The following is a 14,682-nucleotide window of genomic DNA, read 5'->3' as shown; positions in this document are numbered from 1 at the left end:
AGTATAACTATTTATAGTTCATTGTTAAGGAGTAAGGGGCTACTTTGGAAAATATTTTACCGACTACTGGTATTTTAGTTACAATAGTACTGATTAAGAAAAATGAAGGAATAACATTTCCTTTAACCGTAATTAATTGCTGCTTGGTATCAATATTACCTTTCATAGTAAAATCAAAGAATGGTCCATGTGCTTCCGTATCGAAAATTGTAATTATATTTCCTCTATAATTAAATTTACCGGTCATATCTTCAAATAAAATATTTTTATTATTAGTTATTGAACTAAGAAAACCGGGCAACGAAACAAAGGAAACAAGCCGTGTTAAAAAAGGAGTATCGACTACCGTAAAATGTTTTATAGAAAATTTGCCGTCTAATATCGGCACTATTTCCCCTTTTTTTACTTCATATCTTTTTGTATTTAAGTTGATGTTAATCTGACCGTTTTGCATAGTGGTATACATTCCGAGTCCCTGAAGCAATGCTCCGGCATTATCGGATTCAATTAGCCATTGTTCAAAAGTTTCTTTAGCGGTAAGCGACATCTTAACTTTTTTATTATCAATATTAGCATTTAGAAAACCGGAGAAACACCGCACTTTATCACATTTAATTGCTAAATCAAGATTACCTAGAATGATATTATTCTTTAAAATTATTTTTGATATATTAGTTTTTAAATTAATATTACGTGTAGAATCTCCCTCTTTTTCTAAAAACTGCATCATATTAGCATTTGATAAATCTAATCCGCTTCCATAAAGTTCCGTATTAAGATTATGGTTATCTATGATTATTTTTCCTTTTAAATCCGTATGATTATGTTTAACAGAGGCTAGATTAATATTATAAATATTTTCCTTAATTAAGGCATTACCGTTAATTTTTAGATTATCCTGCCCTGAAAGGTTAAATTCAATATTGCTATCCAAATTTTTATCATTTAATTTAGTATATAAATATAAATTAGCTTTTTTATGTAATTTTTTATGAATAGATACTTTATCTATATAAAATTCTAAATTATCAAGATTAGAATTAACGGTAATAAAACTCTCATTATTATGCTGTTTTTTATACTCAAAATTTAAAACGGTGCTGCCTGAAATTAATTTCAATACTCCAAATCTTTGATTATTTGCCGTAATATTACTGTTTATTTTAAGTAAACACTCATTATTTTTATCTGATATATCATGATCATAAGTAAAGCTGCTTGTATAATTATTAATTTTACCTTTACCGCTAATATTTAATTTATTATCTTTAAAACTACCTTTGGCTTCACCGTTTTGTAATAGGATATTATTGTCTAAGGTGTTAAAAGAGATATTTGTTAATGTCGACAAAACATTATAGCTATTAGGGATATTTGGGCTAATAGGCATTATTAGCTCTATTATTGAATTTGCTGTTCCTTTAATTTGTTTAAGATCAATATTTTGAGCTTTAATATTTTGATATGCATCATTTGGAACAAAGGCAATTAAGTCGTTAATTTCACCTTTAGCAGTAGCATTAAAAACAAATTGCGATTTATCCGGTCCTTCCCATTTGAAAGTCATAATACCGTCTGAAACAACACTTTTACCGCTATATGCTTCATTAATTAGAAATTTTATTTCTGGCCCTGAAATGATTATATTAGTATCAACTTTAGTCAAAGGCGGTAAATCTGTATGATATTTATATTCAAAATTCGAGATATGTAAATTTGCTTTTAAATTATCTTCTACTAAAATATTTTTTTTAAAAATTTTTTATCTAATTTAATATTTAATTCTCCGTTTTGGATGTAACCTTGTTTTATATGTTCTCGTAAATATGAGATTATAGGATTATCCGGAATAATTTTTTCGACTGTTTGATAAATTATTAAAGGCATATTTGCGGCAGCTGCACTTGCATCAATATTTTTATCGGTTATTATACCGTTTAGTGATAAAAACGCTTGGTCCCCAAATGTGAGTTTGCAATTAACGATCTTTGGATTATCTTTAGAATAGGCGGTTTTATATGAGCATAAAGCATTTCCTAGAGGTAAGTCTGCTCCTTGCTCATCCGTTAAGATATCACTTTTTATTGAAGCTAGCCGTATGTCGGTTAGGGAATCTTGTTTAATTATATTTAATGAATAATCACCGGTTGTTGAAGTATTTATAATCTCTTCATCGTTATTTGAGATTATAGAAATTTTATCAATATTAAAATTAGCCTCTATTAACGAATTAGAGAAGAAATTTTTGAAATTAAAGAAAAGATTAAAATCGTTAATTTCTCCTCTAGCATTATCTATAAGACTTAAGGAAATTTTATCTATGGATAATCGGTTTTCTTTAAATTCTAAATGATGTAGTACAGCCTTTATATCATTTTTACTTAAATAAAATTCAATTATTTTTTTCAAAGGTTCATTTAAGAGTCCTTTATTTGCACTATAAACAGTTAGAGTTATAGCCAAAGATAATGAAATTAGAATTATAAAAATACTAATAAAGGTTTTTTTAATAAAATTCATTTGAGCTTGTAAATCTATTGAAATATGATAAAAGCTTTATATACTCGATGAACTTCAAAAATTGGCTACGTCATCCTACAAGTACTGCACGTATTAAGTATACGCTCCATTCCTCGTCTTGTGGATTTCTTGCTCTTTTTGAAGTTGATCTTCGTCTATACTACTCTTCATTTATTTGAGGTATAAACTTGGAATATAACGTATAATTTAAAAATTTAATATAAAAATCACAAAAAATTATGAATATTACATTTGTCGGTAGCGGATATGTGGGATTAGTCTCAGGTATTATTATGAGCTATTTAGGCCATAATGTTATTTGTCTTGATAATGATGCGGTGAAAATATCCAAATTAAATAAGCAAATATTGCCGATTTATGAAGCTAAGCTTGATGAATATCTTAAGCAAGCTTTAGAAACTAATAGGTTAAAATTTACAAATATTTATAATAATGAACTTCAAAATGCCGAGGCAATATTTATTACGGTTGGTACGCCTTCAAAAGAGTCGGGAGAAGCAGATTTAAAATATGTCTATGATGCTATTAATAAAGTTTCTAAGCATATAAATAAAGATTGTTTAATAGTCATAAAATCTACTGTTCCGCCTGGTAGTTGCAGTAATATTATAGCTGCTTTAAAATCACAAAGCTTTTCATTTAATGTTGCTTCTAATCCTGAGTTTTTAAGAGAGGGCAGTGCGGTAGAAGATTTTTTATATCCTGATCGTATAGTTATCGGTGTACATAATAAAGAATCAGAGGAAATATTACGAAAAATTTATGCACCTTTAATAGAACAAGGAGCAAAGTTCGTGGTTACCGATTTAGTGACGAGTGAGCTTATTAAATATGCTTCAAATAGTTTTTTAGCTACCAAAATTGCTTTTATTAATGAAATGGCTGACTTATGCGAAAAAATTGGTGGTAATATTAAAGATTTATCTAAAGGTGTAGGACTTGACCAAAGAATCGGTCAAAATTTTTTAAATGCAGGTCCTGGTTTTGGTGGTTCATGTTTTCCAAAAGATATTCTAGCATTAAATAATCTTGTAGAAAATCATCATATCGATTGTAAGATTCTTAAGGCAGTAATTAAAAGTAATAAGCAGCGTCCAAGTAATATGGTAGCTAAAATAGCTACTTTGTTAGATAGAGATTTAAAAGGTAAAAATATAGCAATTTTAGGCTTAACATACAAAGCAGGAACAGATGATGTTAGGGCAAGTCCTGCCATTGAAATTGTAAAGATCTTATTAAATAAAGATGTATATGTTAAAGCATTTGATCCTATTGGGCTTGAAAATGCTAAAAAGAATTTAGAACATAAAAATTTGCTATATTTAGATTCGATAGCTGAAGCATGTAAGTCAGTAGATATTATAGTTATTGCAACTGAATGGTTAGAATTCAAAGAACTGAATTGGCACGGAATTTATGATTTAGTAAAATCACCAATAATCATTGACCTTAGAAACATACTAGATAATGAAGTAATGAAAAAAATCGGTTTTAGATATTATGTAGTCGGGAGTAAAATGTAGCCTTGGTGTATGGAACGGAAAATACACTCGGTGTCATACTGCGGCTTGACCACGGTATCAAAAAAATTAAAAAAGACTGGACCCCGTGGTCAAGCCACGGGGGTGGCACAGTGTCATGAAGACAATAAACTTTAACATTAATAAAAAATGCAACCTGAATTTATTCATTTAAGAACTCAAAGCTCTTATTCTTTTCTAGAAAGTGCATTAACGCTTGAGAAGATAGTAGAACTTGCTTCATCGAATAAAATGCCTGCTATTTGTTTGGCAGATAAGGGAAATTTATTTGGCTCGTTAGAATTTGCATTATACGCAGTAAAAAAAGGACTACAGCCGATACATGGAGTTATTCTAAATATAAAATATGATGTAGATATTTTTGCTCAAATTTTGCTTATAGCTAAAGATGAAACCGGTTATAAAAATTTACTCAAACTATCAAGCCTTACTTTCACTAAAAATGATCGTAAGATATGTGATCATATTACTTTTGAAGATTTAATCGAATATCAAGAAGGGCTAATAGCATTATGTTGTTATACTGAGGGTATTGTCGGACAATGCTTACTAGCTCGTGAGCAAGAACAAGCGATGTTGTTTGCCCGCACTCTACAGGAAATCTTAGGAGATCGTTTTTACTTTGAGATTATGAGGCACGATTTGCCGGAAGAACAGTTTATTGAGGATAGTTATATTAAGATAGCTTCGGAATTATCTATTCCGCTTGTTGCTACTAATAAAGTTTTGTTTAGCGAAAAAAGCATGCATGATGCACATGATGTGCTGTTATGTATATCAGCCGGTGTTACTAAAGACTATCCTGATCGTAAAACAGTTAGTGAAAATTGTTATTTTAGGTCACCGCATGAGATGAGAGAGCTGTTTTCTGATCTACCTAATGCCATACAAAATACTGTGAATTTAAGAGAGCGTTGTTATTTTGCAGCACATGCAAACCCGCCGATGTTGCCTAATTTTGCTACCAAAGATATTAGTGAAACGGATTTAATTAGAAAAGATGCAAAAGAAGGGTTGCTTGCAAGGCTTGCTACAAAGTTTAAATCTGAAAATATTTCATTAGAGAATCAAGAAGAATTGAAAACCGAATATTTTGCTCGTCTTAATTATGAGCTGGATATTATCTGTAATATGAATTTTGCCGGTTATTTTTTGATTGTATCCGATTTTATTAAATGGAGTAAAAAAGAGGGGATTTTAGTTGGACCTGGTAGAGGTTCGGGAGCGGGCTCGGTTGTCGCTTGGAGCTTGCTTATTACTGATCTCGATCCGATTAAATTCGGCTTATTATTTGAAAGATTTTTAAATCCCGAACGTATTTCGATGCCTGACTTCGATATTGATTTTTGTCAAGAAAGACGTGAAGAAGTGATTAATTACGTACGTTCTAAATACGGTAATAATCGAGTAGGGCAGATTATAACTTTTGGTAAAATGCAGGCAAAGGCTGTAATTAAGGATGTTGCTCGTGTGCTTAGTTTACCTTATAAATTCGCTGATTATCTAACGGAGCTTGTACCTTTTAGTGCGGTTAATCCCGTTACGCTTGAACAGGCGATGCGTGAAGTTCCAGAGCTTGCAAATGCCGCTAAAGGTAATGGGCTGTATAATTTGGAGGGTGAAGCGGAGTTAATTAAGCTAGTGCTTGATACTTCGTTAATTCTTGAGGGGTTACATAGGCATTCCTCAACTCATGCTGCAGGAATCGTAATAGCAGGTACTGATTTAGTCGATATAGTACCGGTATATAAAGATGCTAATTCCGATATGCTGGTAGTCGGTTATTCTATGAAATATTCCGAAATTGCCGGTTTAATTAAATTTGATTTTTTAGGCCTGCAAACCCTAACGGTTATTACCGATTGTAAGAAACTACTTAAAGAGCAAGGAATAGAAGTAGATTTTAACAATATGACCTTTGATGATAATAAGACTTATCAAATGTTGTGTAAAGGTAAAGGAGTAGGTGTTTTCCAATTTGAAAGTATTGGGATGAAAGATGCACTTAGACGCCTTAAACCTGATTCTATACATGATTTGATCGCTCTTGGGGCTTTATATCGTCCGGGTCCTATGGAAAATATCTCTACATATATAGCTTGTAAGCATAAATTACAACAGCCTGATTATTTACATGAGCTATTAAAGCCAATCTTAGAAGAAACTTACGGAGTGGTGATATATCAGGAGCAGGTACAAAGAATTGCTCAGATTCTTGCCGGTTATACCCTAGGAGCTGCTGATTTGCTTCGTAGAGCAATGGGTAAGAAGATAAAGAAAGAAATGGAGGAGCAGGAAGAAATCTTCGTTAAAGGAGCGATTGCTAATAATATTTCGGAATCTCAAGCTAAATCCATTTTTGCAACTGTGGCTAAATTTGCCGGTTACGGTTTTAATAAAGCACATGCTGCGGCTTATGGTGTCATTTCATACCAAACTGCTTATCTTAAAGCTAATTATTCGGCTGAGTTTTTAGTAGCATGTTTAAACCTTGAATTAAATAATCATGATAAAATTAATTTATTTTTACAAGAAGTAAAAGATAGCGGTATAAAAATTATTGCTCCTAATATTAATATTTCTGAAGGGTATTTTACAACTTGTCATTTCGGCAGTGCTCTATGTCATCCTCGTGTAGGCAAGGATCCAGAAAAAACTAGTGAAATGAAAATGGGTTCCCGCTTTTGCGGGAATGACATAGAAGGTACTGGATATGACAAAGAAGAAAGTGCAATAATCTTCGCTTTAGGTGCTATTAAGGGAGTTACGCCAAATTTCGGTAAGTTAGTAACAGATGAGCGAAATGCAAGAGGAGCCTTTAAATCAATTACTGATTTTATTGAACGATTACCGCCAAAGTCTATTAACAGTAAATTATTAGAAAATTTAATTAAATCTGGATGCTTTGATGAGCTACATGATAATCGATTGCAATTATTTTTAAGTATTTCAAAGTTGCTTGCTTATTCAACTTCATATCACGAAGAGCAGGAATCTAATCAATTTAGCTTAATTAAAGTTTCTAGTTTAAGTTCAACTATTTTAGTATCAAGTGATTATGCCGATAAAAATACTTTAGCCTTTTATGAATTTGAGTCTATGGGTTTATTTATCTCTAATCATCCTCTTACGGAATATAAAGGAATATTTAGTCGTTTAAATATTTTAAATACTGCGGATTTGCATAATAATTTACCTGAAGGTACTCACCGAGTAAATCTTGCCGGTGTGATACAAAAAAAGGATTCTCGTATGTCGGCAAGAGGCAGGTTCGTGACGCTTGTGCTTTCCGATCCTGAGAATATCTTTGAACTTAGTATTTTTAGCGAAGAAGTCTTAAAAGATTATGTACATTTACTCGAGGTTAAAAGTTTGGTAGTGGTTAATTGTGATATAGTTAAAAATGAAGGAGGAATAAAACTAACAGCAAAAAGCTTTTCATCAATCGAGGATGCAATTAATAATAAACAATTTGAGTTACAGCTTTACCCTAAAAATTATGAAGAATTAGAGCAGATAGTAACCTTGCTTGCAGCTCGCACTAATAACGGAGATCAGAGTAATGCTAAAGCGACAATCTATTTACAAAGCGAAGATGTAAAGAATTTTGTAGCAAAAATTACGTTATCTGAAAAATTTTTTCTCCAAGGGCAAGATTTTGAGATTTTAAAAGGATATAGTAAATAGTGTTGTTGCTCGGCTTTTTCTGTCATTTCTGCGAGACATTATTGTGTGATTCTTGAAAAACGCTCCGTTGTCATACCGTTGCTTGACCACGGGATCCAGAAAAAATAATTTTAGTATTTTTAACTGGATCCCGTGGTCAAGCAACGTGGACAGAGATAAAATTGATCCATGCAGTCTACGACTGCTCGCAATGACGGGGTGGTATACACGCAACAATGCCTCGCAAGAATGACGTAGAAACCTTGAGTCAATTTTTTATAGGCAATACCTGAATTAACGGTAAAATAAATATATAATTGAGTAATATTTTTTGAGATTGTTTTACCGCTAAATACTACATTATAAGCTCCATATATTTTGTTAGTCGATGTTTGTCTGCTATTAACTTTGCTTCTTTTTCTAAATTGATATTTTGCTCAAGATTTGGATCTTTAATTAATTCTTTAAAATAATTACTTATGGATTTTAATCACAATTTTCCCGTTAATCTGCTTAAATACTTATAAAATTTGTTTTTGATAGTTTGTTTTCTAGGCTCTGAGTTTTGATTGAATATATTATCGGTTTTAACTTTTTGTTTTTCTAAGTTCGGGAGCGGTATATTAATATGCTCGTTTTTTGTTTCAATTATAGGTGAGTCTATTAATTTATTCTCTCCAAAAATATCTAGCGTTGCTTGTGTAAATTCATTTACTAATTTTTGAGCCTGTATGTGTTATTTCTTCATTCAATTTCTTATGTTCTTCCGATAGCTCGAGCGGTTTAAGGTTAATATTACTTTGTTTCATTTACCGGAAAATATCTATAGATGGCCGTCTTTCTATTTTGCTTGTATTTGTGCTTTGATAAGTATATTTACATCTTTATCATTTAAGCATTTTTTTGATAGTTCTTTAATGATTTGTTCTTTGTGTGATTTATATAATCTATAATTTTCTAAAACTGTTTTTGAGGGAGCTATTTCGTGTGCTTCAAAACAAGTGTGAATATGGTTTATGACAGGCTTTAAAAGATCCTCGGTAATAGTAAATCAGTATCCTTATAGGGAAACACAGTAGGGAAAAAATCTACTAGACCAATCTTGACATACTTTAAATTAGATTCTTCAGCAACGTTATTAAATAACTTTTCCTTCGTGTTTGGTTGTATGCCCTTCATTATAAAAAAAGCATCAAAATGATTAGTAGCTGAATTGTCAATATCTTTTTGGAATTGATTTTGGTGAGTTGTATTTGAAATACTTGATTTTGTGTAATAAAATCAAGTATCTCACGAAATTCTGAATCTGGTATATTGTCTCTTAAAGCTTCTCTTATTGATCTGCTGCTACAATTCCCTAAAGTTTGTCCAGTAAAACTGTGCGTCTTGAATCAGCTGTTGGGTTAATAAATTGTTCTGATTTGAACTTATAAATTTCGTTATTATGAGCTTTTATTGCTTCTGGTGCATTTATAAATAATATATTATCTTTTATTTCTTTATATATTAAATCTGTTACTTCTTTATCTGTTTGATTTTTAAGTTCATACTTAATGGATCTGAATTTTGCTTGACTTCTTGCTTCTATTGTTTCATTTATTTTAGCTAATTGATCTTGTGGTGTTTGATTTAGCTTTGAATTATCTGATCTTACTCCAGCACCGGCATTATATATAATATGATAATTTTTTCCGTTTTCTCTTTAGAATATTTTATTACATTTGCATGTAATCCTGTATTAGTAGGAGCATTAGAATATGATAAATATGCTTCTCCGGTTTTTTGCAGTTTATCATATATTTCATCTGTAGTTTTTTCTAAAAATTTTTTTAACTGTTCTGCGGGTGGTAATTTGTTTGAGCTAGTTAAATGACGTGCTGAAAAGGATTGCTTATAAATCTCATCTAAGCTATTCATAAAATGGTCTAATTTTTTATCTGTATTTTCGTCAGGATTTAGAGCCTTATAAGCTCCAAGTAAGGCTTTATAACCGTTAGCCGTTATAAAATGAGCTAAGCCTAAAGTTATAATCTTTTGTGGATTTATATAGGTACGGGCATCGTCAAGCATTTCGCGGTACCGAGTTGCTTTCGCTGTATACTCATATTCCCGTATGTTATTTAAGGTTTAAGTGATATTTTTATAATGCTCTCTCAGCTTATTTTGATTATGCTCTGTTAGAGCAGTATTTGTAAGTTCATTATCATAATTTTCTAAGTTACTGAACTTTCTATCATTATTTATATTCTCAGCTATATTTGCAATTAATTAGTTAAACAAGGATAAAAATAATCATGTATTACGAATAAATAAATGTCAATAAATTATACTCGATGAACTTGCAAAATTGGCTGTGTCGTCTCTGTAAGACCTTGGATGTTCTGTACGTCCCCCCCCCGCTCCTCTGCTTACAAACCCCTTGTTATTTTTCAAGTGGATCTTCGTATACCAACTCTTCATTTTACTTTGGGGTATACTCACTTCAATATATCTACTTTATCTAATTGCTCCCATGTAAAATCTGCGTCTTCACGGCCGAAATGACCGTAAGCAGCCGTTTTTTGATAGCATGGAGTGTGAAGTTTAAGATGTTTAATAATTTTACCAGGACGCATATCAAAATGTTGCGTTATTAGTTTAGTAATTTGTTCGTTGCTTAATGTGCTAGTACCGAAAGTTTCAGCGTACACAGATACGGGAGCAGCAATACCGATTGCATAAGATATTTGTATCTCACATCGATCGGCAAGTCCTGCTCCTACTATATTCTTAGCAATATAGCGGGCCATATAAGCAGCAGACCTATCTATTTTGGTTGGGTCTTTGCCTGAAAAACAACCGCCCCCGTGTCTTGCCATGCCTCCATAGCTGTCCACGATAATTTTCCTACCGGTTAAACCGCAATCGGCAACAGGACCGCCTATAACAAACCTACCTGTTGGGTTAATTAAGTATTTAGTATCTTTATTGAGCCAACTGCTTGGTAAGGTAGGTTTAATGATTTCTTCTATTACTGCTTCAATAAGATCTTTTTGTTGTATTTCCGGATGATGCTGAGTTGATAAAACTACTGCATCAATGGCAACAGGTTTGTTATTTTCATATTGTAACGTGATTTGTGATTTTGCATCAGGTCTAAGCCAGGGCAAGACATTTTGTTTACGTAAATATGCTTGTCTTCTCATTAAAAGATGAGCGTAGTAAATTGGTGCAGGCATTAAGCTATCTGTTTCATTACAGGCATAACCGAAAACCATACCTTGGTCTCCTGCACCTATTGCATCGTCATTTGCATTGTCAACACCCATAGCTATATCGGGCGATTGTTTAATAATGGATGAAATTACGGCACAACAGCTACCGTCAAATCCATAATTTGGATTATTATAGCCGATTTCTTGTATCTTGCTACGTACTATTTGCTCAATATCCACATAGGTACTAGTAGTAATTTCGCCACCCACTAGAACTAGACCGGTTGTTACAAATGTTTCACAGGCAACACGACCACTAGGGTCATGCTTTAGAATTTCATCAAGTACTGTATCTGAAATTTGATCGGCAATTTTGTCCGGATGTCCTTCAGAAACTGATTCAGATGTGAAGATAAAATTTTTCATACATTACGCTCCTTTTTTAAATAATTGATGCAAACAACCTATTATATTTTATAAATTCGTTTAAAGCTTTTTTAACTATACTGTTTAAAGTATAGCCGTGTTGCACATCGCATATAAGCTGACTTCTTTATGTAGTTCAGGCTCAATTCTTACATTAACACTACCTTTAAAAGGTTTATCGGGTATTTTACCGACTATATTACAATCTTCTAGATAACTATCTATAGCTTCTTGAAATGACTTTATTAAAATTTTAGCGTTGGATACTTCATAGCTTATCAAATCTTTTATAAATTCTACTTTACCGAAAAATAGTTCTTCGTAAGCATTAAAATGTACTGATCCTAAATAACCTTTATAGTTCATCAAATCATTTTTTATCAAATTTTAGTGTACTTGATGATTTTGATGTCATTCCTAGCTAAAAGCGGTGTTGTTGCGTGGACCGGTTTTCCGTCATTGTGAGAAGAATTACGTAGTAATTCGACGAAGCAATCCAGTAAAAAATTCTGATTTACAGAATTTTTTAATTATTTTTCTGGATTGCCACGTCGCTTCGCTCCTCGCAATGACTGCTAGAGTATCGATGCAACAATGCCAACAAGTCTTGACACAGTTTTATATAATTCAATGAATTTCCATCCAGTTATTACCTGATCTAATTTCGGTTATAATCGGTACATTCATATTAGTAGAGTTTTCCATGATTTTTTTGATAATAGGCGTTACGAGTTCTACTTCATCCTCCGGCGCTTCAAATAATAATTCATCATGAATTTGCAGTACTAATCTGGTTTTAAGCTTATTTTTTTCTATTTCTTGATCTAGATTGATCATAGCAATTTTAATTATATCGGCATTAGTTCCTTGAATAGGAGCATTAATAGCTGCACGTTCTGCAAATTGTTTAAGCTTTTTATCATGAATTAGAGGTACAAAACATTTTCTGCCAAAGAAATTTATGACATAGCCGTTGCTACTTGCAAAAGCTTTTGTTTGCTCCATATATTCTTGTACTCCTTTATATTCGGCAAAATATTTCTTGATATATTCGGATGCTTCGCTGTTACTAACGTTTAATTGCTTAGCAAGCCCAAAAGCACTTATACCGTAAATAATACCAAAATTTATAGCTTTTGCTTTACGTCTATGTTCGCTAGTGAGTTCATGTTTTTGCAAGTTAAAGATTTGACAGGCCGTTTGAGTATGGATATCGTCTTTATTAATAAATGCTTGTTTTAATGTATCTATATTTGCGATATGGCTTAATATTCTAAGCTCAATTTGAGAATAATCTGCAGATATTAATTTATAGCCTTTTTCAGCAATAAAAGCTTGTCTGATTTTATTCCCCTCACTAGAGCGAATAGGTACGTTTTGCAGATTAGGTTCTTGTGAGCTAAGTCTTCCTGTAGTGGTAGAAGTTTGTAAAAATGTCGTATGTACTCGCCTCGTTATATTATCTATCTGTTTTGGCAAACTATCGGTGTAGGTATTCTTGAATTTTATAAGTTGCCGCCATCTTAATAATAAATCTGCAATATTATATCCATGTTCACTAAGTTTTTCGAGTATTTCAGCACTTGTTGAGTAAGAGCTTGCTTTAGCCGCAGTTTTACCAAAAGGTAATTGCATTTTTTCAAATAAAATCTCACCTAGTTGTTTTGGTGAGCCGATATTAAATTTAGTTCCACTAAGAGCAAAAATTTCTTCTTCAAGTATAGCTATTTCTGCTCCAAACTCAGCAGATAACTGATTGAGATAATTTGCATCTACTTTTATACCTGTTTTCTCCATTTTATCTAAGATAAAACAAATAGGCAAATCAATGTCGCTATACAGTCTAAAGGCTTTATTATCTTTAAGTTCTAATATAGTTTGCTTATAAAGTGAGATAAAATTTGCTACTATTCTTGCTGATTCATTGATTATATTGTCCTCTTTTAAAGCTTCTTCAAATAAATTTTTCTGTGATAAACCGGCAGATAACGCATATTGCATTAGTTCTAAATCCTCTATAGCCGTAATTTTATGAGATTGGTTTGCATAAAATTTAAGCAGAGGTTTAAGAGAGTAGGTAATTTTTTTTATGGATTTATCGGTTAGTAAATTAAAGATTATATATGAAAACCAGTCGTTATTATTTTTAGTATTATAAGAAAATAAATCATTAGAAGTATTAGGTATTTTAATAACATAGCTTTGGTTTTGCAGTGATAAAATAAAAGCAAGATTATCTCCTTTATGCTGCAATAAATATATCCCGAATATTCCTATTTTCTCAGCTTCTTTAGCAAAATTCGCAAGTTCACCGGTATTATTGATTTCTTTTTCTTCAGTTACTTTATTATCTATTATCTCTTTGTGATCATTAATTTTAATATCAAATAAATTTTCTGCTCTTTTATATAAAGATTTAAAACCGTATTTCTGTAAAAATTCTGTTAATTTATCACTATTTGGAGGTGACCATTCTAAATTATTCAGCTGAAAATCTAAATCAATGTTAGAATCAAGTCCGATTAACTGCCATGAAATTAACGCAGCTGCCTTAGAATTTTGTAAAGTTTCACGTTGTTTTACGCTTGAGACTTGGTCTAAAGAGTTAAATATATTCGCTACAGAACCAAATTGTGTTATAAGACTACTTGCCGTTTTTGGTCCAATGGACGGTACGCCTGGAATATTATCCGATCTATCGCCTATTAAAGCCATCACTTCACGTAATTTATCCGAAGTAGTACCGAATTTTTTAACAACATCATCCTCTGTAATATATTTTCCTTTTAGAGGATCATATATTTTGATGTTCTCACTCATTAACTGTAATAAATCTTTATCGGAAGAGATGACCACTACATCTTCGCCGAGTGCAGCTGTTTTAGCGGCAAAGGTTGCAATAATGTCATCGGCTTCATAGCCGTTTTTCTCTAGAATAGGCAAGTTTAAGTTACTAGCGACATCCCGAACTAATGGTAATTGTACGACTAAATCCTCAGGTGGAGGCGGGCGGTTAGCTTTATATTCAGGATAAATATGATGGCGGAAATTGTTCCCGCCGCTGTCAAATACTACAGCGACATGTTTAGGCTTAAAGTCGCTCAGCAATTTTAGGAGCATTGAAGTGAAGCCGTAAAGGGCACCGACAGGCTCACCTTGCGGCGAAGTTAAAGGTTGTTGTGCATAATAGGCTCTAAAAACAAATCCGTATCCGTCTATGAGCAATAAAGTATTTTTTTGAGTCATTTCGTGATTTTATTTTTAATTCTATCGTCATTGCAAGTGGATATTGCCTGCGTGGTTCGTCTTTCCGT

General features: G+C 32.2%; 5 protein-coding genes and 3 pseudogenes. 2 read left to right on the top strand and 6 right to left on the bottom strand.

The features are described 5' to 3' along the window. Window positions 1-7: 7 nt before the first annotated feature. A pseudogene (locus A452_RS08605) lies at window positions 8-2,520 on the bottom strand (transporter AmpG 3). Window positions 2,521-2,759: 239 nt separating this feature from the next. Between A452_RS08605 and A452_RS0105870 the strand changes: the two are divergent. Then, window positions 2,760-4,064 carry a UDP-glucose dehydrogenase family protein gene (locus A452_RS0105870; RefSeq protein WP_014412289.1) on the top strand — a complete coding sequence of 435 codons (1,305 nt, stop codon included), beginning with the start codon at window positions 2,760-2,762 and terminating at the stop codon, window positions 4,062-4,064. 147 nt (window positions 4,065-4,211) lie between these two features. Further along, window positions 4,212-7,769, top strand: a complete 3,558-nt coding sequence (gene dnaE, locus A452_RS0105865; RefSeq protein WP_014412290.1) for a DNA polymerase III subunit alpha — start codon at window positions 4,212-4,214, stop codon at window positions 7,767-7,769. Window positions 7,770-9,398: 1,629 nt separating this feature from the next. On the opposite strand, the pseudogene A452_RS11215 reads toward dnaE, so the two are convergent. The 5 genes and pseudogenes from A452_RS11215 to polA all read right to left on the bottom strand — a co-directional run bounded on the left by A452_RS11215 (window position 9,399) and on the right by polA (window position 14,614). Then, window positions 9,399-9,665: pseudogene (locus tag A452_RS11215) on the bottom strand (hypothetical protein). A 66-nt stretch (window positions 9,666-9,731) separates the two neighbouring features. Continuing rightward, window positions 9,732-10,004: pseudogene (locus A452_RS12865) on the bottom strand (hypothetical protein); the annotation flags it as partial. 221 nt (window positions 10,005-10,225) lie between these two features. Next, the gene (metK, locus tag A452_RS0105845) at window positions 10,226-11,368 is read right to left on the bottom strand and encodes a methionine adenosyltransferase (protein ID WP_014412293.1); all 1,143 of its coding nucleotides are present in this window, start codon (window positions 11,366-11,368) and stop codon (window positions 10,226-10,228) included. 84 nt (window positions 11,369-11,452) lie between these two features. After that, window positions 11,453-11,752: a type II toxin-antitoxin system HicB family antitoxin gene (locus A452_RS0105840; protein WP_017208650.1), complete on the bottom strand. Its 300-nt coding sequence runs from the start codon at window positions 11,750-11,752 to the stop codon at window positions 11,453-11,455. Window positions 11,753-11,995: 243 nt separating this feature from the next. Further along, complete coding sequence (gene polA / locus A452_RS0105835; protein WP_014412295.1) at window positions 11,996-14,614, bottom strand: DNA polymerase I; 2,619 nt, start codon at window positions 14,612-14,614, stop codon at window positions 11,996-11,998. Between the last annotated feature and the right edge of the window lie 68 nt (window positions 14,615-14,682).

This window comes from Rickettsia australis str. Phillips (assembly GCF_000273745.1).
Classification (GTDB): Bacteria; Pseudomonadota; Alphaproteobacteria; order Rickettsiales; family Rickettsiaceae; genus Rickettsia; species Rickettsia australis.
Note: the sequence above shows the minus strand (reverse complement) of the source record. Positions and strands in the feature narration are given on the sequence as shown.